The sequence below is a fragment of the Streptomyces sp. NBC_00448 genome (genome assembly GCF_036014115.1).
GTDB lineage: Bacteria > Actinomycetota > Actinomycetes > Streptomycetales > Streptomycetaceae > Actinacidiphila.
In genome coordinates this window covers 2,392,665-2,414,829 of sequence record NZ_CP107913.1, presented here as the reverse complement: position 1 = coordinate 2,414,829, position 22,165 = coordinate 2,392,665, and the positions used below count along the sequence as shown (strand labels likewise).

The window sequence follows — 22,165 nt, the reverse complement described above, 5'->3', positions numbered from 1 at the left end:
GGCTCCGTACGGACTGCCCGCGAGCACGCATGACCCACCCGGCGCGCCGCTGCCGCCCGGAGCGCGACACGCCGCCACATTCAGCATCTCTTTACCATTTCTTGGGCATTCGTGTACGGTTGTTTGACCGACCGCTACAGCCGGAGATCCCGTGGATGTCTCGCTCACCCTCTGGGCGCTCACCATCGCAGGACTGTTCGCCCTCATCGGCGCCGACTTTCTGATCGGCCGCAACCCCCACGACGTGTCCGTCCGCGAGGCCGGGATCTGGACCGCGGTCTGGGTCGTCCTCGCCGGACTGTTCGGCGTCGGCCTGCTGGTCTTCGCCGGCGGCCGCCCCGCCGGCGAGTTCTTCGCCGGATACATCACCGAGAAGTCGCTCAGCGTCGACAACCTCTTCGTCTTCGTGCTGATCATGGCGAAGTTCGCGGTGCCCACGCGGTACCAGCAGCGCGTCCTGCTGATCGGCGTGCTCATCGCGCTCCTGCTGCGCGCGGTGTTCATCGCGGCCGGCGCCACCATCGTGGCGAGCTTCTCCTGGGTCTTCTTCATCTTCGGCGCGTTCCTGATCTGGACCGCGTGGAAGCTGGTCAAGGAGGCGATGGCCGGACCCCAGCAGGACGAGGAGTTCGAGGAGAACCGGGTGCTCAAGGCGGTGCGCAAGCGCGTCCCGTCCACCCGGAGCTACCACGGCACGCTGCTGTTCGTCACCGAGAACGGCAAGCGGCTGATGACCCCGATGCTCGTGGTGATGCTCGCCATCGGTACCACCGACGTGCTCTTCGCGCTCGACTCGATCCCGGCGATCTTCGGCCTCACCCAGGACCCGTACATCGTCTTCACCGCCAACGCGTTCGCGCTGATGGGCCTGCGCCAGCTCTACTTCCTGATCGGCGGCCTGCTGAAGAGGCTGGTGCACCTGTCGTACGGGCTCTCGGTGATCCTCGGGTTCATCGGCGTCAAGCTGGTGCTGCACGCCCTGCACGAGGCCGGGGCGCACGTCCCCGAGATCTCCATCCCCGTCTCCCTGGGGGTGATCGTGGCCGTGCTCGCGGTGACGACCGCGACGAGCCTGGCCGTCAGCCGCGGGGGCGCCGCGGCCGACGGCACCACGCCCGCGCCCGCCGGGGAACACCCCGCCGAGGACACCGCGGGGAACACCGCCGAGGACGCCTCCGACCAGGGCGAACCCGCCCCGGGGTCCGGCTCCCACCGGCTCGACCGGCAGCCGGCCCAGCGCCGCCAGAGGTTCTGACGCACCCCTGACGGCCGTCCGGCAGCGCCCCGGGCGCCCCACGGCGTTTGACGACACCCCGGCCCCGGGCCGCCCCCCTGCGTACGGGCCGCCCGGCCCGGGGACTAGCGTGGCTCCGTCGGCCCAGGACCCACGCGAAAGGCACAGATGTGGCGACCACGGCAGCCGCGCCCGGCTTCCAGGCACTGCCCGAGCTGACCGGGAGCCGCTTCCTCGGCACCTGGCAACTCGACGGCGTCGCCCTGGCCGCCGTGCTCCTGCTCGGCGCGGTGTACGGATACGGCGTACGGCGCAGGCTCGCCTCCGGTGGCCGCTGGCCGCTCTGGCGGGTCGCCGTCTTCTACGTCTTCGGCCTCGGCACCCTGGTGTTCGCGACCATGTCGGCGCTCGCCGTCTACAACCGGGTGCTGTTCTGGCCCGCGGCCGTGCAGAACATCCTGCTCGACCTGTTCGCCCCGCTCGGCCTCGCGCTCGGCGACCCGATCGGCCTCGCCGCCCCCGGCAGCCGGCTGCGCCGCGCGTTCTCCTCCCGCCCGGTGCGCGTGCTCACCTACCCGCTGATCAGCTCGGTCCTGGTGCTCGTCTCCGAACTGACCATCTACTTCACGCCGTACTTCCCGCACGCGCTCGCCCACGACTCCGTACGGCAGCTGATGCACCTGCAACTGCTGCTCACCGGATGCCTGTTCGTGCTGCCCATGCTCAGCCGCCAGGAGCTGCTGCCGCGCTGGTGCAACCACCCGGTGCGCGCGGTCCTGGTCTTCCTCGACGGGCTCTTCGACTCCGTGCCCGGCATCGTCGTGATGACCAGCGGCACCCTGGTCGCCGGCCACTGGTACCACACGCACACCCGCGACTGGGGTCCCTCCGTCAAGCGCGACCAGATGCTCGGCGGCGGCCTCATGCTCGCCCTCGCCGAACTCGTCGGGCTGCCCTTCCTCCTGCTGGTCTTCATGGAGTGGTGGCGCGCCGACCGCGACAAGACCGCCGCTCTCGATGCCGCCCTCGACCGCGAGGCCGTGCTGTCGGCCCGGGCCGGGCAGCAGGTGCCTTCCGGGGCTTCGGTGGCCGCCGGCTCTCCCGCGGGCGCTTCGGGCGGGGCTTCCGGTGGCGCTTCGGGCGGCGACGCGCCCTCCGCCGCGGTGCCCGCCCCCTCGGCCCCCGCCGCGCCCGCTCAGGCCGAGGTGCCCGTGTCCACCCGCCCCTGGTGGGAGACGGACGAGGGCGAGGTCGGCGAGCGGATGCGCCGCCGCCGCTGAGCGCCACCGCCGCCCGGCGCCCGGAGGCGGGTCAGGGCGCGGCGGCCTCGGGCGGTTCCGCCTCCGGCGCGGGCCCGGCGTAGCGGACCGCCAGCGCGGCCGCGGTCGCGGCCAGCCGCGCGCGCAGCGCGGCCGGGCTCAGCACCTCGGCCTCGGCGCCCAGCGACAGGAAGAAGGCGTGCGCCTGGTCCGCGGACTCCACGGGCAGCACCGCGCGGGTCCAGCCGTCCGGTTCCGCGCTGCCGGTGGCCGCGAGCGCCCGGGCCGCCGCCCCGGTCAGCCGCGCCGCCGCCGCGGGGGAGAGCCGTACCGCGGCCTCCTCCTGGTGCAGGCGGGCGTGGAAGTCCGCCTGGTGGCGCTGCCAGTAGTCCGCCAGGTCGAAGTCCGGCGGCGGCTGGAAGCCCTCCGCCGTGGGCGTCAGCGCGAGGATCTGGTCCACGCGGTACGTACGCGGCCCCGGGCCCGCCACCGCGTACCAGCGGCCGGCCTTGAGCACCAGGCCGTACGGTTCGAGCCGGCGGTCGACGTCGGTGGGCTCCTTCCAGCGGCGGTACCGGACCTCGATCGCCCTGCTGTGCCAGACCGCGTCCGCGACCTGCCGCAGGAACCGCAGATCGGCGTCCTCGGTGTACCAGCCCGGCGCGTCGAGGTGGAATCGGGCGGCGATCCTGGTCGCCTGGGCGCGCAGCTCCGCGGGAAGGGCCGCCTGCAGTTTCAGCTGGGCCGCCGCCAGGGAGGGGCCGAGCCCCAGGTCCGCGGCCGGGCCCGGCGCGCCGGACAGGAACAGCGCGTCGGCCTCGGTGGAGGTGAGCCCCGTCAGCCGGGTCCGGTAGCCGTCGAGCAGCTGGTAGCCGCCGGCGTGGCCGGCGTCGCCGTAGAGCGGGACACCGGCGGCGTGCAGGGCCTCCACGTCGCGGTAGACGGTGCGGACCGAGACCTCCAGCTCCGCGGCGATCTGGGCGGCGGTCAGCCGGCCCCTGTTCTGGAGCAGCAGCAGGATCGACAGCAGCCGGCTGGACTTCACTGACACAGGGTGTCAGTGAAGCCGTTCTAGCGTCCAGCCATGCCTTTCACCGAGAAGCTGCTGACCGCGCGCCCGCTGCTGGAGGTCGGCGGTCGCCGCCTCAAGCGGTACCACGTCACCGCCGACCCCGCGGGGATCGCGCCGGAGGTCGAGGCGGCCGCGTACGCGCTCCTGCCCGACCTGCTGCCCGAACCCGACGGGACGCCCGGCGCGGGCTTCGTCGTCCTCCACAGGGGAGGGGACGACGGCGCCTACCTCAACGCCTACACCTGGGCCTGGGACAACGCCCTGCACTTCGCGGGAGCGGCGGCCGGGCAGCCGGCGCTCGGCTGCCCCGACGACGACCCGACCCGCTTCGTCCGGATCGAGCGGTCGCTGATCGGCTGCGTCTGGGAGCTGCCGCCGCTGCTGCACGAGCGGGACGCCTGGGTGCGGCACGTCCTGGCCGCCGACCCGCCCGACCTGGACGCCTACCTCCTGGACACCCTTCCCGACGGCACTACCGGAGACCGCCCGTGACCAGCACCCCGACCAGCACCGTGCACGACTTCGACTTCCTCGTCGGCACCTGGGACGTCGCCAACCGGCGGCGCACCGACTTCCTCGACCCGCAGTCGCCCTGGGAGGAGTTCCCCGGCGTGAGCCGCGCCTCCGGCCACTTCGGGGGGAACGCCAACTTCGACGAGGTGACCTTCCCCACCAAGGGCTCCGCCGGCCTGACCCTGCGGCTCTACGACCCTGTCCGCCAGGAGTGGTCCCTGTACTGGGCGAGCGAGCGCACCGGCACCCTGTTCCCACCGGTCGTCGGCCGCTTCACCGACGGCGTCGGCGAGTTCCACGGCGACGACCGCCACGAGGGCCGCGACGTGCGGGTCCGGTTCCTGTGGAGCGGCGTCACCGCCGACGCCGCCCGGTGGGAGCAGGCGTTCTCCACCGACGGCGGCGCCACCTGGCTGACCAACTGGACGATGCGCATGACCCGTCGCCGGAACTGAGCCGTACCGGACCGTACGGCCCGACCGGCCCGCCCGCCTCCGCCCTGCCCCGCTCACCAGCCGCGTGCGCGCCACTCCGCGAGGTGGGGGCGCTCGGCGCCGATGGTCGTGTCGTCGCCGTGGCCCGGGTAGACCCAGGTCTCGTCGGGGAGGACGTCGAAGAGCTTGGCCGACACGCCGTCGATGAGGCTGGTGAACGCGGCGGGGTCGTCGTGCGTGTTGCCCACGCCGCCGGGGAACAGGCAGTCGCCGGTGAACACGTGCGGGTGACCGTGCGGGTCGTCGTAGATGACGGCGACGCTGCCGGGGGTGTGGCCCACGAGGTGGCGGACGGTGAGGCGCAGCGGGCCGAGCGGGACGGTGTCGCCGTCGTCGAGCAGGGTGCCGGTGGGCACGGGGATGCCCGGGGCGTCCTCGCGCCCGGCGTAGGTGGCGGCCCCGGTGGCCGTCACCACGTCCTGGAGCGCCTGCCAGTGGTCGCCATGCTGATGGGTGGTGACCACGGAGGTGAGACCATCGGTACCGACGACCTCCAGCAGGGTCCCCGCGTCGTTGGCCGCGTCGATCAGCAGCTGCTCGCCGGTGGCCCGGCAGCGCAGCAGGTACGCGTTGTTGTTCATGGGGCCGACCGCGACCTTCGTGATGATCAGGTCTTCCAGCTCGTGCACGTCGGGCGTGCCGCCGACCGTGACCTCTCCCGTATACGCCATGCGCCCCAGCCTATGGCCTGTCACGCCGGGGACGCATGCACCACACGATCGGGTGAAAGGGGCAGTGGAAGACCGGAAATCGAATGTGCGTGCTATAGGGTCGTGAGTGTCGCGACGGCCGGGCCAGACGGCGGCGACAGGACCGGCAAGAGGTCCGAGAGGAAGAAATGTCGACCGCTCCCCGTTTAGGCTGACCGGGGGGTGTTGACCGTTCACCGTCCCCCTACTACGGAAAGGTGCACTGGCGTGGCCGACCGACTCACCGTCCGCGGCGCTCGCGAGCACAATCTCCGGAACGTCTCGCTGGACCTGCCCCGGGACTCGCTCATCGTGTTCACCGGGCTGTCCGGTTCCGGGAAGTCCTCGCTCGCTTTCGACACGATCTTCGCGGAGGGCCAGCGCCGGTACGTCGAGTCGCTCTCGTCCTACGCCAGGCAGTTCCTCGGGCAGATGGACAAGCCCGACGTGGACTTCATCGAGGGCCTGTCACCGGCCGTCTCCATCGACCAGAAGTCCACCTCCCGCAACCCGCGCTCGACCGTCGGCACCATCACCGAGGTCTACGACTACCTGCGGCTGCTCTTCGCCCGGATCGGCAAGCCGCACTGCCCCGAGTGCGGCCGTCCGATCGCCCGGCAGTCCCCGCAGGCGATCGTGGACCGGGTGCTGGAGCTGGAGGAGGGCGTCCGTTTCCAGGTGCTCTCCCCGCTGGTGCGCGAGCGCAAGGGCGAGTTCGTCGACCTCTTCTCCGACCTCCAGACCAAGGGGTACAGCCGGGCCCGGGTCGACGGCGCCACCGTCCAGCTCACCGACCCGCCCAAGCTGAAGAAGCAGGAGAAGCACACCATCGAGGTGGTCGTCGACCGCCTCACCGTCAAGGACAGCGCCAAGCGCCGCCTCACCGACTCGGTGGAGACCGCGCTCGGCCTCTCCGGCGGCATGGTCATCCTCGACTTCGTCGACCTGCCCGAGGACGACCCGCAGCGCGAGCGGATGTTCTCCGAGCACCTCTACTGCCCTTACGACGACCTGTCGTTCGAGGAACTGGAGCCGCGCTCCTTCTCCTTCAACTCGCCCTTCGGCGCCTGCCCGGACTGCACCGGCATCGGCTCCCGGATGGAGATCGACCCCGAGCTGATCGTGCCCGACGAGCAGAAGTCGCTCGACGAGGGCGCCCTGTCGCCGTGGTCCAGCGGCATGTCCAAGGGGTACTTCGACAAGCTGGTGCAGAGCGTCGCCAAGGAGGTCGGCTTCCGCACCGACATCCCGTACGCGGGCCTGCCCGCGCGCGCCAAGAAGGCGCTGCTCTACGGGCACAAGTCCGAGGTCCGGGTGGCGTACAAGACCCGGTTCGGCCGCGAGCGCTCGTACACCACGCACTTCGAGGGCGTGATCCCCTACGTCCGCCGCCGGCACAACGAGTCGGAGAGCGACTCCAGCCGCGAGCGCTTCGAGGGGTACATGCGGGCGGTGCCCTGCCCCACCTGTGAGGGCAGGCGGCTGAAGCCGATCGTGCTGGCGGTCACCGTGCAGGACAGGTCGATCGCCGACGTCGCCGCGATGTCGATCAGCGACTGCGCCGAGTTCCTGGCCGGGATGAAGCTCGCGGCCCGCGACAAGAAGATCGCCGAGCGCGTCCTCAAGGAGGTCAACGAGCGACTGCGGTTCCTGGTCGACGTCGGCCTGGACTACCTCTCGCTCAACCGCGCCGCGGGCACCCTGTCCGGCGGCGAGGCGCAGCGGATCAGGCTGGCCACCCAGATCGGCTCCGGTCTGGTCGGCGTGCTCTACGTCCTGGACGAACCCTCCATCGGCCTGCACCAGCGCGACAACCACCGGCTGATCGAGACCCTGGTCCGGCTGCGTGACCTGGGCAACACCCTGATCGTCGTCGAGCACGACGAGGACACCATCAAGACCGCCGACTGGGTGGTGGACATCGGCCCCGGCGCCGGCGAGCACGGCGGCAAGGTCGTCCACTCCGGCTCCCTGAAGGAGCTGCTGGTCAACGAGGAGTCGCTGACCGGGCAGTACCTCTCCGGCAAGCGCTCCATCCCGACCCCGGCCGACCGCCGCCCGATCGACCGTGCGCGCCGGCTGACGGTGCACGGCGCCCGCGAGCACAACCTCCAGGACATCGACGTGTCCTTCCCGCTGGGCGTGCTCACCGCGGTCACCGGTGTCTCCGGCTCCGGCAAGTCCACCCTGGTCAACGACATCCTGTACACCCACCTCGCCCGCGAGCTGAACGGCGCCCGCAGCGTCCCCGGCCGCCACACCCGGGTGGACGGCGACGACCTGGTGGACAAGGTGGTGCACGTCGACCAGTCGCCGATCGGCCGTACCCCGCGGTCCAACCCGGCCACGTACACCGGCGTCTTCGACAACGTCCGCAAGCTGTTCGCCGAGACGATGGAGGCGAAGGTCCGCGGTTATCTGCCCGGCCGCTTCTCCTTCAACGTCAAGGGCGGCCGCTGCGAGAACTGCTCGGGCGACGGCACCATCAAGATCGAGATGAACTTCCTCCCGGATGTCTACGTCCCCTGCGAGGTCTGCCACGGCGCGCGGTACAACCGGGAGACCCTTGAGGTGCACTACAAGGGCAAGTCCATCGCCGAGGTGCTGGACATGCCGATCGAGGAGGCGCTGGACTTCTTCGAGGCGGTGCCCGCCATCGCCCGCCACCTGCGCACCCTCAACGAAGTCGGTCTGGGGTACGTCCGGCTCGGCCAGCCCGCGCCGACCCTCTCCGGCGGCGAGGCGCAGCGGGTGAAGCTCGCTTCCGAGCTGCAGCGGCGCGCCACCGGCAGCACCGTCTACGTGCTGGACGAGCCCACCACCGGTCTGCACTTCGAGGACATCAGCAAGCTGATCAAGGTGCTCTCCGGGCTGGTCGACAAGGGGAACACCGTGATCGTCATCGAGCACAACCTCGATGTGATCAAGACCGCCGACTGGGTGGTGGACATGGGCCCCGAGGGCGGCAACGGCGGCGGGCTGGTGGTCGCCGAGGGCACCCCCGAGCAGATCGCGGGCGTCCCGGCCAGCCACACCGGCAAGTTCCTGCGGGACATCCTCAGCCCGGACGCGGTCAGCGACGCGGCCGTGCCCGCGCCCAGGAAGCGGGCTCCGGCGAAGAAGGCAACCGCGGCGGCGAAGACGGCGAAGACGGCGAAGAAGGCCGTGGCTCCGCGCAAGCGCGCCGCGAAGGCGTAGCCGGCGGGCACCCCGGACGGCAGGCGTCCCCGGCTCCGCGCGGGCCGGGGACGCCGTCGCGGTATGCCGTCGCAAAGGCGTCCAGGTGCGGGACGTAAGGTACGGACCGCAAGACCGGTCACATCCCGCACCAGGAGCGCCCATGTCCACCGAACTGCCCGCCACCCGTCGGACCGTCCTTCGCGGCGCGGCCCTGGCCGGCGCCGTCGGAGCCGCCGGAGTCGGCCTCAGCGCGTGCGGCGGCAAGAAGAACGGCTCCGCGGACGGCCCGACCAAGCCGGTGGACCTCGGCGCGTCCTCCGCGGTGCCGGTCGGCGGCGCCAAGCTCTTCCGCGACGACAAGGTGCTGGTGTCGCAGCCGACCCAGGGCACCTTCAAGGCGTTCAGCGCGGTCTGCACCCATGAGGGCTGCGTGCTCGACACAGTGGACGGCACCACCGCGTCCTGCCCGTGCCACGGCAGCGAGTTCAACGCCGAGACCGGCGCCGTCGTGCGCGGCCCGGCCCCGAAGGCACTGCCGGCGGTGGACATCAAGGCGGTCGGCGGCAAGCTGACGGCGGGCCCCGCGAGCTGAGCGCTCCTGCCCCTGGATCGTCGTATCCCGACAGTAGGGTGGAAGGCATGGCAGACCCCAGCAGCTATCGACCGAAGCCGGGCCAGATCCCCGACTCCCCAGGGGTCTACAAGTTCCGGGACGAGCACCGCCGGGTGATCTACGTCGGCAAGGCGAAAAGCCTGCGGCAGCGCCTGTCGTCGTACTTCCAGGACATCACCAACCTGCACCAGCGCACCGCCACGATGGTCACCACCGCCGCGTCCGTGGAGTGGACGGTGGTCTCCACCGAGGTCGAGGCGCTGCAGCTGGAGTACTCCTGGATCAAGGAGTTCGACCCACGGTTCAACGTCAAGTACCGCGACGACAAGAGCTATCCGTCGCTCGCCGTGACGATGAACGAGGAGTTCCCGCGGGTTCAGGTGATGCGCGGGCCCAAGCGCAAGGGCGTGCGCTACTTCGGGCCGTACGCCCACGCGTGGGCGATCCGCGAGACCGTCGACCTGCTGCTGCGGGTCTTCCCGGTCCGCACCTGCTCGGCCGGGGTGTTCAAGCGTTCCGCGCAGATCGGCCGGCCCTGCCTGCTCGGCTACATCGGCAAGTGCTCCGCGCCGTGCGTCGGCCGGATCAGCCCGGAGGACCACCGTGAACTCGCCGAGGAGTTCAGCGACTTCATGGCCGGCCACACCGGCACCTACCTGCGCCGGCTGGAACAGCGGATGAAGGACGCGGCCGCCGCCATGGAGTACGAACAGGCGGCCCGGCTGCGCGACGACATCGAGGCGCTGCGCCGCGCCATGGAGAAGAACGCGGTGGTGCTCGCCGACGCCACCGACGCCGACCTGATCGCGGTCGCCGAGGACGAACTCGAAGCGGCCGTGCAGATCTTCCACGTCCGCGGCGGCCGGGTGCGCGGGCAGCGCGGCTGGGTCACCGACAAGGTGGAGGCGGTCGACACCGCGGGCCTGGTCGAGCACGCCCTCCAGCAGCTGTACGGCGACGAGCGCGGTGACGCGGAGCAGTCCGGCGGCAGCGGCGGCGTGCCCAAGGAAGTGCTGGTCCCGGCGCTGCCCGAGCCGGAGGAGCCGGTGGCGCAGTGGCTGGCCGAGCGGCGCGGTTCGCACGTCAGCCTGCGGGTGCCGCAGCGCGGCGACAAGAAGGACCTGATGGCCACCGTGCAGCGCAACGCGCAGCAGGCGCTGGCCCTGCACAAGACCAAGCGCGCCTCGGACCTGACCACCCGCTCCCGCGCGCTGGAGGAGATCGCCACCGCCCTCGACCTCGACACGGCGCCGCTGCGTATCGAGTGCTACGACATCAGCCACCTCCAGGGCGACGACGTGGTGGCGTCCATGGTGGTCTTCGAGGACGGCCTGGCCCGTAAGAGCGAGTACCGCCGCTTCCAGATCAAGTCGTTCGCCGGGCAGGACGACGTCCGGTCCATGCACGAGGTGATCACCCGCCGGTTCCGCCGCTATCTCCAGGAGAAGCAGCGCACCAGCGAGTGGGAGGAGCAGGAGCAGAACCCGCAGGACCAGCAGGGCTCGCCCGACGGCGGCCGGCAGCAGCCCGACGACCACGACCACGACCTGGCCGATCACCTGGCCGGACACGGGCACGACCTGGCCGGGCACGACCTGGCCGGGCAGGACGACGCGGCCGGGCACGACGACGCGGCGGAGCAGGACGAGGCGGTCGGCGGTCCGATCGACCCCGACACCGGCCGCCCCCGCAAGTTCGCCTACCCGCCGCAGCTCGTCGTGGTCGACGGCGGCCAGCCCCAGGTCGCCGCCGCGAGCCGGGCCCTGGCCGAGCTCGGCATAGACGACGTCGCGGTGTGCGGGCTGGCCAAGCGGCTGGAGGAGGTCTGGCTGCCGGGCGACGACGACCCGGTGATCCTGCCGCGCACCAGCGAGGGCCTGTACCTGCTCCAGCGGGTCCGCGACGAGGCACACCGCTTCGCCATCGCCTACCAGCGCAGCAAGCGCTCCAAGTCGATGAAGGCCGGCGCCCTGGACGCGGTGCCCGGGCTCGGCGCCACCCGCAAGCAGGCCCTGCTCAAGCACTTCGGCTCGCTGAAGCGGCTGCGCTCGGCGACCATCGCGGAGATCTGCGAGGTACCGGGGATCGGCCTTCGCACCGCGGAGACGGTCGCCGCCACCCTGGCGGCCGCGGCACCGGCCGGGCCGGCCGTGAACACCGCGACCGGAGAGATCATCGAGGACCGCGACGGGCAGCCCGCCGGGCCCGCGGCAGACCCGTCAGACCATCGGGGGAAGAGCAGATGAGCGAGCACGAAGAACCCAGGACCGCCACACCAGGAACCGGCACACAGGGCACCGGCAGCACCGGTAGCGCCGACAAGACCGGCACCGGCGACGCGAGCGGCACCGCCGACGAGACCGGCACCACCGACGACATCCGCACCATCAACGGGAACAGCACCATCGACGAGAACACCGCCGACAACGGGACCAGCACCGACATGACCAGCGGCGCAACGGGGGAGACCCCGGCGGCCATCCCCGAGCTCGTGATCATCTCCGGCATGTCCGGAGCCGGCCGCAGCACCGCGGCCAAGTGCCTGGAGGACCTCGGCTGGTTCGTCGTGGACAACCTGCCGCCCGCCCTCATCCCCACCATGGTCGACCTCGGCGCCCGCTCCCAGGGGAACGTGGCGCGGATCGCGGTGGTGGTCGACGTGCGCGGCCGGCAGTTCTTCGACAACCTGCGCGAGTCGCTCGCCGACCTCGCCACCAAGGGCGTCAAGCGCCGGGTGATCTTCCTGGAGGCGTCCGGCGACGCGCTGGTGCGCCGCTTCGAGTCGGTCCGCCGCCCGCACCCCCTGCAGGGCACCGGCCGGATCGTCGACGGCATCGCGGCCGAACGCGACCTGCTGCGCGAACTGCGCGGCGACGCCGACCTGGTGATCGACACCTCCAGTCTCAACGTGCACGAACTGCGGGCCAAACTCGACGCCCAGTTCGCCGGTGACGAGGAACCGGAACTTCGGGCCACCGTCATGTCGTTCGGCTACAAGTACGGGCTGCCCGTCGACGCCGACCTGGTGGTGGACTGCCGCTTCCTGCCCAACCCGCACTGGGTGCCGGAGCTGCGTCCCTTCACCGGGCTCAACGACGAGGTGGCCACGTACGTGTTCAACCAGCCCGGCGCCAAGGAGTTCCTGGACCGGTACGCCGAGCTGCTGCACATCATCGCGTCGGGCTACCGGCGCGAGGGCAAGCGCTATGTGACCATCGCCGTCGGGTGTACCGGCGGCAAGCACCGCAGCGTGGCGATGTCGGAACGGCTCGCGGCGCGGCTGGCGGCGGACGGAGTGGAAACGGTGACCGTACACAGGGACATGGGGCGCGAGTGATCATGACGGGTAGGCGGCGGCGCCGCGGCGGCAAGGACGCCGCCTCGGGCCGCCGGTCCGGGGTACCGCCGAAGGTGGTCGCCCTGGGCGGCGGCCACGGCCTGTCCGCCTCCCTGGCCGCGCTGCGCCGGATCACCGGCGATCTGACCGCGGTGGTCACGGTCGCCGACGACGGCGGCTCCAGCGGGCGGCTGCGCGCCGAGATGGGGGTGCTGCCCCCCGGCGACCTGCGCAAGGCGCTGGCCGCGCTGTGCGGCGACGACGAGTGGGGGCAGACCTGGTCGCGGGTGCTCCAGCACCGCTTCGTCAGCGGCGGCGACCTGCACGGCCACGCGGTCGGCAACCTGCTGATCGTCGCGCTGTGGGAGCAGTTGAAGGACGAGGTCGCCGCCCTGGAGTGGGTGGGCCGGCTGCTGGGCGCGCACGGCAGGGTGCTGCCGATGTCGGCGGTGCCGCTGGAGTTGGAGGCGATCGTCCGCGGCCACGACCCGAAACTGCCCGACGCCGTGTCCACCGTACGGGGGCAGGCCACCGTCGCGTTGACGCCCGGCGAGGTGCAGGAGGTGCACCTGGTGCCCGCCGACCCGCCGGCGGTGCCCGAGGCGGTGCAGGCGGTGATGGACGCGGACTGGGTGGTGCTCGGCCCGGGTTCGTGGTTCTCCTCGGTCATCCCGCACCTGCTGGTACCGGAGTTGGCCGACGCGGTGGCCCAGACCAGGGCCCGGCGGGTGCTCACGCTCAACCTCGCGCCGCAACCCGGAGAGACCGAAGGTTTTTCTCCGCAGCGTCACTTGGAGGTTTTGGGCCGACACGCCCCTAAACTCACCATCGACGTGGTTCTCGCCGACGAAGCCGCCGTACCCGACCGGGACAGCCTGGAACAGGCCGCCCAGAAGTTGGGCGCAACGGTGGAACTGGCCCGGGTCGCCGCCCCCGACGGGCCGCGGCACGACCCCGAGTCGTTGGCGGCCGCGTATGACCGGATTTTTCGTATGCGTGGAAGGATCGGCCCATGGCGATGACGGCAGCGGTGAAGGACGAGATTTCCCGGCTCCCCGTCACCCGGACCTGCTGCCGCAAGGCGGAGGTCTCGTCGATCCTGCGCTTCGCGGGCGGCCTGCACCTGGTGAGCGGGCGGATCGTGATCGAGGCGGAACTCGACACCGGGATCGCGGCGCGCAGGTTGCGCAAGGACATCCTGGAGATCTTCGGGCACGCCTCCGACCTGGTGGTGATGGCCCCGGGCGGGCTGCGCCGCGGCAGCCGGTACGTCGTGCGGGTGGTGGCCGGCGGCGACCAGCTGGCCCGGCAGACCGGCCTGGTGGACGGGCGCGGCCGCCCGATCCGCGGGCTGCCCCCGCAGGTCGTCTCCGGCGCGACCTGCGACGCGGAGGCGGCCTGGCGCGGCGCCTTCCTCGCGCACGGGTCGCTCACCGAGCCCGGCCGGTCCTCCTCCCTGGAGGTGACCTGCCCCGGGCCCGAGGCCGCCCTCGCGCTGGTCGGGGCCGCCCGCCGGCTGCAGATCCCGGCGAAGGCCCGCGAGGTGCGCAACGTGGACCGGGTCGTGGTCCGCGACGGCGACGCGATCGGCGCGCTGCTCACCCGGCTCGGCGCCCACGACTCCGTGCTCGCCTGGGAGGAGCGGCGGATGCGGCGCGAGGTGCGCGCGACCGCGAACCGGCTCGCCAACTTCGACGATGCGAATCTCCGCAGGTCGGCTCGTGCGGCGGTGGCCGCTGGGGCGCGGGTGCAGCGCGCCCTGGAGATCCTCGGGGACGACGTCCCCGAGCACCTCGCCGCCGCCGGGCGGCTGCGGATGGACCACAAGCAGGCGTCCCTCGAGGAGCTCGGTTCCCTCGCGGAGCCGCCGCTGACGAAGGACGCGGTGGCCGGGCGTATCCGGCGGCTGCTCGCGATGGCGGACAAGCGTGCGTCCGATCTCGGGATGCCCGGCACCGAGGCCAACCTCACCGAGGAAATGGTCGGCTGACCCCGGGGCCCCTCCCGGGCGAGGGTGCCCTTGCCAGGGGCGCGGGGAACTGCGCGACCAGCCCAATACCGGCCGGTGGTCCGGATGCTCGCCGCGGGGGCTGGGCCTGCGGGCCCGGCGCGCCACCGCAATTGGCTGAGCGCGCAGTTCCTCCCCCAGAGCTTCGCCTGGGAGGTACCCCCAGCGCCCCTGGGGGGAACCGCCCTCCGCGTCGGCACCCCGAGCCCGGTGGGAGGGTGCAGCCGCCCGCGGAGGGCACCCATGACCGTTGCCGCGGCGCAGCCGCCCGCGGAGGGCACCCCGGACCGTTGCCGCGGCGCAGCCGCCACGTGGCTTGCCGATGTCACCTCGTACACGCCGGGGAGGTAGGGTCGGGGGTGGTCGGGGACATCCCATATTTCGCAGCCGGAGAGGGACTCCGGCGACTGAGCGAGGAGATCGGTTCGTGACGATCCGGGTAGGCATCAACGGCTTTGGCCGCATCGGTCGTAACTTCTTCCGCGCCATCCTGGAACAGGGTGCGGACATCGAGATCGTGGCTGTCAACGACCTGGGTGACACCGCGACCACGGCACATCTGCTGAAGTACGACACCATCCTGGGGCGCCTCAAGGCCGAGGTCACCCACACCGCCGACACGATCACCGTGGACGGCCACACCATCAAGGTGCTCGCCGAGCGCGACCCCGCCGCCATCAACTGGGGCGAGCTGGGCGTCGACATCGTGATCGAGTCCACCGGGATCTTCACCAAGGCGGCCGACGCGGGCAAGCACATCGCCGGCGGCGCCAAGAAGGTCATCATCTCGGCGCCCGCCACCGACGAGGACATCACCATCGTGATGGGCGTCAACCAGGACGCGTACGACCCGGCGGCGCACAACATCATCTCCAACGCCTCCTGCACCACGAACTGTGTGGCGCCGATGGCGAAGGTGCTGCTGGAGAACTTCGGCATCGTCAAGGGCCTGATGACGACGGTGCACGCGTACACCAACGACCAGCGCATCCTGGACTTCCCGCACAAGGACCTGCGTCGCGCCCGTGCCGCCGCGGAGAACATCATCCCGACCACCACGGGTGCCGCCAAGGCCACCGCGCTGGTCATCCCGGAGCTGGCCGGCAAGCTCGACGGCATGGCCATGCGCGTCCCGGTCCCGACCGGCTCGGTCACCGACCTGGTGGTCGACCTGGAGCGCGAGGTCACCAAGGACGAGGTCAACGCGGCCTTCCAGAAGGCCGCCGAGGGCCAGCTCAAGGGTCTGCTGGAGTACACCGAGGACCCGATCGTGTCCTCGGACATCGTCAACACCCCGGCGTCGTGCACCTTCGACTCGAAGCTGACCATGGTGCAGGGCAAGACCGTCAAGGTCATCGGCTGGTACGACAACGAGTGGGGCTACTCCAACCGCCTGGTGGACCTCACGGTCTTCGTCGGCGACCGGCTCTGAGGCACCGCCGGAGCCGCGGCCGCGTAGCCGTTTCCGTCAGCCACCGCACCGTGATGTGAGCGACAGGGTCCGGACGAGCGCGATGACGCGCCGTCCGGGCCCTGTTCGCGTGCGTCCGGTGCCGGACCCTACTCACAGGAGACCCGACAGATGAAGACGATCGACGATCTGATCGCCGACGGACAGGTCGAGGGCAAGCGGGTGTTCGTCCGCGCCGACCTCAACGTGCCGCTGGACGGCACGACCATCACCGACGACGGCCGTATCCGGGCCGCCGTGCCGACCATCGCCAAGCTCGCCGAGGCCGGCGCCACGGTGGTCGTCGCCTCGCACCTGGGCCGCCCCAAGGGCGAGCCCGACCCGAAGTTCTCGCTCGCCCCGGTCCGCGATCGGCTGGCCGAACTGCTGGACCGCCAGGTGCTGTTCGGCACCGACACGGTCGGCGAGCAGACCCGGCAGGCGCTGGAGGGCGCCGGTGCCGGCGACGTGGTGCTGCTGGAGAACCTGCGCTTCTTCCCCGGCGAGACCAGCAAGGACGACGCCGAGCGCGGCGCGTTCGCCGACCGGCTCGCCGCCCTCGCCGACACCTATGTGGGTGACGGCTTCGGCGCGGTGCACCGCAAGCACGCCTCGGTGTACGACCTGCCGGCCCGGCTGCCGCACGCCGCCGGCGGCCTGATCGCCACCGAGGTCGGGGTGCTGAAGAAGCTCACCGAGGACGTCTCCCGCCCCTACGCGGTGGTGCTCGGCGGCTCGAAGGTGTCCGACAAGCTCGGCGTCATCGACCACCTGCTGGACAAGGCCGACCGCATCCTGGTCGGCGGCGGCATGGTCTTCACCTTCCTCAAGGCCCAGGGCCACGAGGTCGGCAAGAGCCTGCTCCAGGAGGACCAGATCCCGGTCGTCACCGAGTACCTGGAGCGGGCGAAGGCCAAGGGCGTGGAGTTCGTGCTGCCGGTCGACGTGATCGGCGCCACGCAGTTCCCCGACCTGAAGACGAAGGCGCCGGCGGAGCCGGTCACCGCTCCCGTGGACGCCATCCCCGCCGACCTGATCGGCCTGGACATCGGCCCGGAGTCCCGCAAGCTGTTCGCCGAGAAGCTCGCCGACGCGGCGACCATCTTCTGGAACGGCCCGATGGGCGTCTTCGAGCACCCCGACTTCGCCGACGGCACCCGCGCCGTCGCGCAGGCGCTGGTCGACGCTCCCGCGTTCAGCGTGGTCGGCGGCGGCGACTCGGCCGCGGCTGTCCGCATCCTGGGATTCGACGAGAATGCTTTCGGCCATATTTCCACCGGCGGCGGCGCCAGCCTGGAGTACCTCGAAGGCAAGACGCTGCCCGGCCTTTCCGCTTTGGAGAACTGAAGACCGATGAGTGAGCAGAGCACCCGCACCCCGCTGATGGCGGGCAACTGGAAGATGAACCTCAACCACCTCGAGGCCATCGCGCACGTCCAGAAGCTCTCCTTCGGCCTCAACGACAGGGACCACGACGCGGTCGAGGTCGCCGTCCTGGTGCCCTTCACCGATCTGCGCTCCGTGCAGACCCTCGTGGACGGCGACCGGCTGCGGATCAAGTACGGCGCCCAGGACGTGTCGGCGCACGACCACGGTGCGTACACCGGCGAGATCTCCGGGCCGATGCTGGCCAAGCTGAAGTGCGAGTACGTCGTGATCGGGCACTCCGAGCGCCGCCAGTACCACGGCGAGGACGAGGAGATCGTCAACAGCAAGGTGAAGGCCGCGTTCCGGCACGGCCTGACCCCGATCCTGTGCGTCGGGGAGGGCCTGGACGTCCGCAAGGCCGGCAACCAGGTCGCGCACACCCTCGCCCAGCTCGACGGCGCGCTCAAGGACGTGCCCGCGGAGCAGGCGGCGGGGATCGTCATCGCCTACGAGCCGGTCTGGGCGATCGGCACCGGCGAGGTGGCCACCCCCGAGGACGCCCAGGAGGTCTGTGCGGCGATCCGCGGCCGGCTGGCGGAGCTGTACGACCAGGAGCTCGCCGACGGCGTCCGTATCCAGTACGGCGGCTCGGTCAAGGCGGGCAACGTGGCCGCGATCATGGCCCAGCCGGACGTGGACGGCGCCCTGGTGGGCGGCGCCGCGCTGGACCCGGAGGAGTTCGTCAAGATCGTCCGGTTCCGGGACCAGTGACGGACCGGTGAAGTCAGGGGGCTGGTGAAGTACCCTGTCGGGGCCGGAGTGGTGTAGCGACACCGCCTCCGGCCCCGCGCCGTAACCGTGTAGTGCCGTCATGTAGTCGAGAGAGTTGGTCCAGCCGTGGTCATCGGGTTCTCCATCGCCCTCATCATCTTCAGCCTGCTGCTCCTGCTGCTCGTGCTCATGCACAAGGGGAAGGGCGGCGGCCTTTCCGACATGTTCGGCGGCGGCATGCAGTCCACCGTCGGCGGTTCGTCGGTGGCCGAGCGCAACCTCGACCGGATCACCGTGGTGATCGGCCTGCTGTGGTTCGCGTGCATCGTCGCTCTCGGCATCGTGATGAAGGTGAAGAACTAGCGGGCGCCGTAAGGGGCCTTGCGGCCCACCCGCGCGGGTGACGCGCGCGCCCCGTCCGACTACCGCCCATTGCGGGCGAATTGACGCCGTGTCGCGAAGACGACTTGTCCACGACTTATCATGGACGCGCGTCTTGGGATACCGTGCCCTTTCCCGCCAGGTGCGGGGGCGAACCGGTCTCCGTCAAGTGGGCGACCTCGCAGCACCATCACGCAGGGAGTTACGACCGTGGCAAGTGGCAACGCGATCCGTGGCAGTCGGGTCGGAGCGGGGCCGATGGGAGAGGCCGAGCGCGGCGAGTCCGCTCCGCGCCTGCGCATCTCCTTCTGGTGCTCCAACGGGCACGAGACCCAGCCGAGTTTCGCCAGCGACGCGCAGATCCCGGAGACCTGGGACTGCCCCCGCTGCGGCTTCCCGGCCGGGCAGGACGAGGAGAACCCGCCGGCACCGCCGCGCACCGAGCCGTACAAGACACACCTGGCGTACGTACGGGAGCGCCGCTCGGCCGCCGACGGCGAGGCGATCCTCGCCGAGGCACTGGCGAAGCTCCGGGGCGAGATCTAGTTCCGGGCGCTTCGCCCGCCCCCGACCGCCGGACCGGCTCAGGAAGCTGAGCCGGTCCGGCGGCCGGGGGCCTTTTTCGTGGTGTGGGCCGCCGCGATGTGCGCGGTCAGCGCGATGGAAGCGGTCGCCCGCTCGTAGGTGAGCTGCGCGACGCGGGCGTAGAGGCAGTCCACGATCAGCAGCACGGAGTGGCGGGTGCCGAAGTTGCCGCGCCGGAAGCTGGTCTCGCCGGAGAACGACGTCAGGCGGACGTCGGCGGCCTGCGCGATGGGCGAGCGCGGGTCGCCGGTGACGGCCACGGTCGCCGCCCCTCGGTCCGCGGCCAGCCGCAGGGGCTCCAGGACCTCGCGGGTGGTGCCCGAGTGGGAAACCGCCACCACCGCGTCGGAGGGCGTCAGCAGGGCCGCTGAGGTCTCCGCGGCGTGCACCTCGGTCCAGGCGTGGGCGGCGCAGCCGATGCCGAAGAGCCGGGCCTGCGTCTCGTGGGCGACGATGCCGGAGCCGCCGACCCCGTAGACGTCGATCCTGCGGGCCCGGGCGAGGGCCTGCGCGGCCCGTTCGAGCGCCTCCCGGTCCAGCAGCTCCGCGGTGTGCCGCAGCGCCCGCAGATCCGCCTCCGCGACGACTCCGATCACCTGCTCCAGGTCGTCGTCCGGCCCGATCCGCGGGCCCAGCGCGGCACTTCGCGGCTCGGCCTCGGTCCGGCCCTGCTCCTGCGCCAGCTCGATCAGCAGCTGCTGGTAGGACTCCAGGCCCAGCGCCCGGCAGAACCGTGTCACCGTCGCCTGCGAGGTCCCCGTGCGCCGCCCCAGCTCCGCCGCGGAGCCGTGGGTGGCCGCGACCGGATCGGCGAGCACCAACTCGCCGACCTTGCGCAGCGACCCGGACATCCGGGGAAGTTCGGTGCGGATCAGTGCGGTGATCATGACGACTCGTCCCGTCGGGGTTGTGCGGCGGTGAATTCATCAACCACGATGCATGGTGATGAGTGAAATCTACAGCCACCCGGCGGGCGGCGGCAGCGGTATCGACCCGGACGGGGCGGCGGGCCGGCCGCCCCTGGTCGTGGGCATCGACGCGGGCGGGACGCGCAGCCGGGCCTGCCTGGCGGTGGGCGTGCCCGGCGGCCGGGTGCTCGGGCGGGGGAGCGGCGGCCCGGGCAACGCCATGAGCGTCGGCCGCGCCGACCTGACCCGCCATCTCGCCGCGGCCGTGGGCGAGGCCGTGGCACACGCGCTGCCCGCCGATCCGGAGGTACGGGGCCGGATCGGCGCGGCATACGGGGGGTTCGCGGGGGCGGCGCCGGGGATCGGGCCGGAGCGCGGGGAGGAACTGGCCGTGTCCTGCCTGCGCGACGCGCTCGCCGCGCACGGGATCACCGGGGTGCCGGTCGCCGTCGGCGGCGACACCGAGGTCGCTCTCGCCGCGGCACCCGGCGCCCCCTCCGACGGGCTCGTCCTCATCGCGGGCACCGGCGCCATCGCCGCCCGCCTCGCCGGGGGCCGCCGGGCCGCGGTCTCCGACGGCCACGGCTGGCTGCTCGGCGACGAGGGCAGCGGGTTCTGGCTCGGCAACCGCGCGACGCGGGCGGCGCTGGAGGCGCTGGACGGCCGCGGTCCGTGGACGACGCTGGTGCCGCGGGTGGTGGCGCACTACCTGGGCGGCGCGGCGGGCGGAGCCGGGGGATCGGACGTCGGTGGGTCGGCGGCCGGTGGCTCGGCGGCCGGGGGAGGGGACCCGGGGAGCGGCGACGTGCTGCGGCGGGCGCTGGAGGTCGGGCCGGCCAGCGACGCGGTGGCGCGGCACCTGCTCGGGGAGGTTGTCGTCACGCGGGCGTACGAGCAGGCGCCGGCCCGGCTGGGCGCGCTCAGCCCGATCGTGGTCGAGGAGGCGGAGGCGGGCGACGCGGTGGCGCGGGGCCTGCTGGACGCGGCGGCCGGGCTGCTCGCGGCGACGGTGCGCTCGCTGGAGCCGCGGCCGGGCGAGCCGCTGGTGGCGACCGGTGGGCTGCTGGGGCCGGGCGGGCCGCTGCTGGGCCGGGTGACCGAGCGGCTGGCGGATCGTGGGCTGCGGGTCTTCCCGGTCGCGGACGGCTCCACCGGTGCTGCCGCGCTCGCGTGCGGGCTGCTCGACGGAGGCGGTTCGGGCGGTCGGGGCGGACCGGGTGCGGCGGTGTGAATCGGGAGATTCGGGCGGTTCGCGGTGAGCGGCGGAGCATCCGGCACCCGGGTGTCTTGACGGGCGATGGTGGCTCAATGTTTCATCGACGTATTGAACGGTTGGTTCAATCAACCGGAATCGCATCCGTACATCCGCAGAGCTCCAGCAGCAGGACTTCCGCAAAGGGGACCCGGGCATGGCCGAGGGACAGATCAGCGCCGCGACGTTCGCCGACGAGGGCCGCGCGGCGGTGGAGCGGGCGATCGGCGCGAACAAGGAGACCGTGGCGGCCGCCGCCCGGCTCCTCGCGGACTGCGTGGCCGCCGACGGCGTGATCCACGGCTTCGGCACCGGCCACTCGCAGGCCACCGTCATGGAACTGGTCGGCCGGGCCGGCGGCCTGATCCCCACCAACCGGATCGGCCTGTCCGACCTGGTGCTGCGCGGCGGCGAGGACCGCGCGGTGCTCGCCGACCCGCTGCTGGAGCGCTCCCCCGGCCTGGCCCGGCGGCTGTACGAACTGGCCACGCCGCGTCCGCAGGACGTGTTCGTGATCGTCTCCAACTCCGGCGTCAACAACTCGATCGTCGACATGGCGCTGCACGTGAAGGAGGCCGGCCACCCGCTGATCGCGCTCACCTCGCTCACCCACACCCGCGCGGTGCCGGCCCTGCACTCCAGCGGCAAGCGGCTGGCCGACCTCGCGGACGCCGTACTGGACAACTGCGCTCCCGCCGGCGACGCGCTGCTGCCGCTGCCGGGTGGCGGCGCCCTAGGCGGGGTGTCCACGATCACCTCGGCGCTGCTGGTGCAGATGGCCGTCGCCGAGGCCGTCGGCCTGCTGGGCGCGGAGGGCCACGACGCGCCGATCTACATCTCCGCGAACCTCCCCGGCGGCCACGAGCGGAACAAGGTGCTGGAGGAGCGGTACGCGGGCCGTATCCACCGCGGCGGTTTCTGACCGCCCGGCCCCGAACCGGCCCCGAACCGGCCGCGAACCGGCGGCGGCCCCAGGGCCGTTCGCCGGTGGTCCGGCGGCGGACGGGCGACCCTTCATCCGCGGTCCGGTCCTGGTTCGGCCCCGGTTCAC

The 22,165-nt window shown here is 72.0% G+C and carries 20 protein-coding genes; 17 read left to right on the top strand and 3 right to left on the bottom strand.

The window, feature by feature from the left end; translation table 11 throughout:
• Nucleotides 1-151: 151 nt before the first annotated feature.
• Complete coding sequence (locus OG370_RS10280) at nt 152-1,255, top strand: TerC family protein (protein WP_328462807.1); 1,104 nt, start codon at nt 152-154, stop codon at nt 1,253-1,255.
• Nucleotides 1,256-1,404: 149 nt separating this feature from the next.
• Nucleotides 1,405-2,514 carry a cytochrome c oxidase assembly protein gene (locus tag OG370_RS10275; protein WP_328462805.1) on the top strand — a complete coding sequence of 370 codons (1,110 nt, stop codon included), beginning with the start codon at nt 1,405-1,407 and terminating at the stop codon, nt 2,512-2,514.
• A 31-nt stretch (nt 2,515-2,545) separates the two neighbouring features.
• On the opposite strand, the gene OG370_RS10270 is transcribed toward OG370_RS10275, so the two are convergent.
• Nucleotides 2,546-3,538 (bottom strand): helix-turn-helix transcriptional regulator, encoded by a 993-nt coding sequence (locus tag OG370_RS10270; protein WP_328462803.1) that lies wholly within the window; start codon nt 3,536-3,538, stop codon nt 2,546-2,548.
• 39 nt (nt 3,539-3,577) lie between these two features.
• On the opposite strand from OG370_RS10270, the gene OG370_RS10265 reads away from it, so the two are divergent.
• Both OG370_RS10265 and OG370_RS10260 read left to right on the top strand, forming a co-directional pair.
• A complete protein-coding gene (locus tag OG370_RS10265; RefSeq protein WP_328462801.1) occupies nt 3,578-4,057 on the top strand; it encodes a hypothetical protein in 480 nt (159 codons plus the stop codon).
• Nucleotides 4,054-4,533, top strand: a complete 480-nt coding sequence (locus OG370_RS10260) for a hypothetical protein (protein WP_328462799.1) — start codon at nt 4,054-4,056, stop codon at nt 4,531-4,533. The genes OG370_RS10265 and OG370_RS10260 overlap by 4 nt, the downstream gene beginning before the upstream one ends.
• 53 nt (nt 4,534-4,586) lie before the next feature.
• Here OG370_RS10260 and OG370_RS10255 read toward each other — a convergent pair whose 3' ends face one another.
• Nucleotides 4,587-5,243: an MBL fold metallo-hydrolase gene (locus OG370_RS10255; RefSeq protein ID WP_328462797.1), complete on the bottom strand. Its 657-nt coding sequence runs from the start codon at nt 5,241-5,243 to the stop codon at nt 4,587-4,589.
• 246 nt (nt 5,244-5,489) lie between these two features.
• Between OG370_RS10255 and uvrA the strand changes: the two genes are divergently transcribed.
• The 11 genes from uvrA (at nt 5,490) to OG370_RS10200 (ending at nt 18,915) form a co-directional block, all read left to right on the top strand.
• Nucleotides 5,490-8,459 carry an excinuclease ABC subunit UvrA gene (gene uvrA / locus OG370_RS10250; protein ID WP_328462795.1) on the top strand — a complete coding sequence of 990 codons (2,970 nt, stop codon included), beginning with the start codon at nt 5,490-5,492 and terminating at the stop codon, nt 8,457-8,459.
• A 142-nt stretch (nt 8,460-8,601) separates the two neighbouring features.
• Nucleotides 8,602-9,033: a Rieske (2Fe-2S) protein gene (locus tag OG370_RS10245; RefSeq protein WP_328462793.1), complete on the top strand. Its 432-nt coding sequence runs from the start codon at nt 8,602-8,604 to the stop codon at nt 9,031-9,033.
• Nucleotides 9,034-9,080: 47 nt separating this feature from the next.
• Nucleotides 9,081-11,300, top strand: coding sequence for an excinuclease ABC subunit UvrC (uvrC, locus tag OG370_RS10240; protein WP_328462791.1), 2,220 nt, complete (start codon nt 9,081-9,083; stop codon nt 11,298-11,300).
• Between the two features lie 197 nt (nt 11,301-11,497).
• Nucleotides 11,498-12,391, top strand: coding sequence for an RNase adapter RapZ (gene rapZ, locus OG370_RS10235; protein WP_328473962.1), 894 nt, complete (start codon nt 11,498-11,500; stop codon nt 12,389-12,391).
• A gap of 2 nt (nt 12,392-12,393) precedes the next feature.
• Nucleotides 12,394-13,413, top strand: coding sequence for a gluconeogenesis factor YvcK family protein (locus OG370_RS10230; protein WP_328462789.1), 1,020 nt, complete (start codon nt 12,394-12,396; stop codon nt 13,411-13,413).
• Nucleotides 13,404-14,381 (top strand): DNA-binding protein WhiA, encoded by a 978-nt coding sequence (whiA, locus tag OG370_RS10225; protein ID WP_103884000.1) that lies wholly within the window; start codon nt 13,404-13,406, stop codon nt 14,379-14,381. Before OG370_RS10230 ends, whiA begins: the two co-directional genes overlap by 10 nt.
• Nucleotides 14,382-14,826: 445 nt before the next feature.
• On the top strand, nt 14,827-15,831 hold the full coding sequence (gene gap, locus OG370_RS10220) for a type I glyceraldehyde-3-phosphate dehydrogenase (protein WP_328462784.1): 1,005 nt from the start codon (nt 14,827-14,829) through the stop codon (nt 15,829-15,831).
• Between the two features lie 150 nt (nt 15,832-15,981).
• Nucleotides 15,982-17,196, top strand: coding sequence for a phosphoglycerate kinase (locus OG370_RS10215; protein ID WP_328462782.1), 1,215 nt, complete (start codon nt 15,982-15,984; stop codon nt 17,194-17,196).
• A gap of 6 nt (nt 17,197-17,202) precedes the next feature.
• On the top strand, nt 17,203-17,988 hold the full coding sequence (gene tpiA, locus OG370_RS10210; protein ID WP_328462780.1) for a triose-phosphate isomerase: 786 nt from the start codon (nt 17,203-17,205) through the stop codon (nt 17,986-17,988).
• A 126-nt stretch (nt 17,989-18,114) separates the two neighbouring features.
• Nucleotides 18,115-18,351 carry a preprotein translocase subunit SecG gene (gene secG / locus OG370_RS10205; RefSeq protein ID WP_328462778.1) on the top strand — a complete coding sequence of 79 codons (237 nt, stop codon included), beginning with the start codon at nt 18,115-18,117 and terminating at the stop codon, nt 18,349-18,351.
• Nucleotides 18,352-18,579: 228 nt separating this feature from the next.
• Nucleotides 18,580-18,915, top strand: coding sequence for an RNA polymerase-binding protein RbpA (locus OG370_RS10200; protein WP_073497103.1), 336 nt, complete (start codon nt 18,580-18,582; stop codon nt 18,913-18,915).
• A gap of 38 nt (nt 18,916-18,953) precedes the next feature.
• On the opposite strand, the gene OG370_RS10195 is transcribed toward OG370_RS10200, so the two are convergent.
• A complete protein-coding gene (locus tag OG370_RS10195) occupies nt 18,954-19,841 on the bottom strand; it encodes a MurR/RpiR family transcriptional regulator (protein WP_328462775.1) in 888 nt (295 codons plus the stop codon).
• Nucleotides 19,842-19,899: 58 nt separating this feature from the next.
• Between OG370_RS10195 and OG370_RS10190 the strand changes: the two genes are divergently transcribed.
• Both OG370_RS10190 and OG370_RS10185 read left to right on the top strand, forming a co-directional pair.
• Complete coding sequence (locus OG370_RS10190) at nt 19,900-21,093, top strand: N-acetylglucosamine kinase (RefSeq protein ID WP_328462773.1); 1,194 nt, start codon at nt 19,900-19,902, stop codon at nt 21,091-21,093.
• A gap of 178 nt (nt 21,094-21,271) precedes the next feature.
• On the top strand, nt 21,272-22,036 hold the full coding sequence (locus OG370_RS10185; RefSeq protein WP_328462771.1) for an SIS domain-containing protein: 765 nt from the start codon (nt 21,272-21,274) through the stop codon (nt 22,034-22,036).
• The last annotated feature ends 129 nt before the right edge of the window (nt 22,037-22,165 follow it).

Bases quoted from the DNA above. Each gene is read 5' to 3' on its own strand.
- OG370_RS10255 (WP_328462797.1), bottom strand. From the start codon at position 5,243: ATGGCGTATACGGGAGAGGTCACGGTCGGCGGCACGCCCGACGTGCAC.
- OG370_RS10245 (WP_328462793.1), top strand. From the start codon at position 8,602: ATGTCCACCGAACTGCCCGCCACCCGTCGGACCGTCCTTCGCGGCGCG.
- OG370_RS10195 (WP_328462775.1), bottom strand. From the start codon at position 19,841: ATGATCACCGCACTGATCCGCACCGAACTTCCCCGGATGTCCGGGTCG.
- OG370_RS10215 (WP_328462782.1), top strand. From the start codon at position 15,982: ATGAAGACGATCGACGATCTGATCGCCGACGGACAGGTCGAGGGCAAG.
- OG370_RS10230 (WP_328462789.1), top strand. From the start codon at position 12,394: ATGACGGGTAGGCGGCGGCGCCGCGGCGGCAAGGACGCCGCCTCGGGC.
- rapZ (WP_328473962.1), top strand. From the start codon at position 11,498: ATGACCAGCGGCGCAACGGGGGAGACCCCGGCGGCCATCCCCGAGCTC.
- tpiA (WP_328462780.1), top strand. From the start codon at position 17,203: ATGAGTGAGCAGAGCACCCGCACCCCGCTGATGGCGGGCAACTGGAAG.
- uvrC (WP_328462791.1), top strand. From the start codon at position 9,081: ATGGCAGACCCCAGCAGCTATCGACCGAAGCCGGGCCAGATCCCCGAC.
- OG370_RS10265 (WP_328462801.1), top strand. From the start codon at position 3,578: ATGCCTTTCACCGAGAAGCTGCTGACCGCGCGCCCGCTGCTGGAGGTC.
- OG370_RS10190 (WP_328462773.1), top strand. From the start codon at position 19,900: ATGAGTGAAATCTACAGCCACCCGGCGGGCGGCGGCAGCGGTATCGAC.
- OG370_RS10185 (WP_328462771.1), top strand. From the start codon at position 21,272: ATGGCCGAGGGACAGATCAGCGCCGCGACGTTCGCCGACGAGGGCCGC.
- whiA (WP_103884000.1), top strand. From the start codon at position 13,404: ATGGCGATGACGGCAGCGGTGAAGGACGAGATTTCCCGGCTCCCCGTC.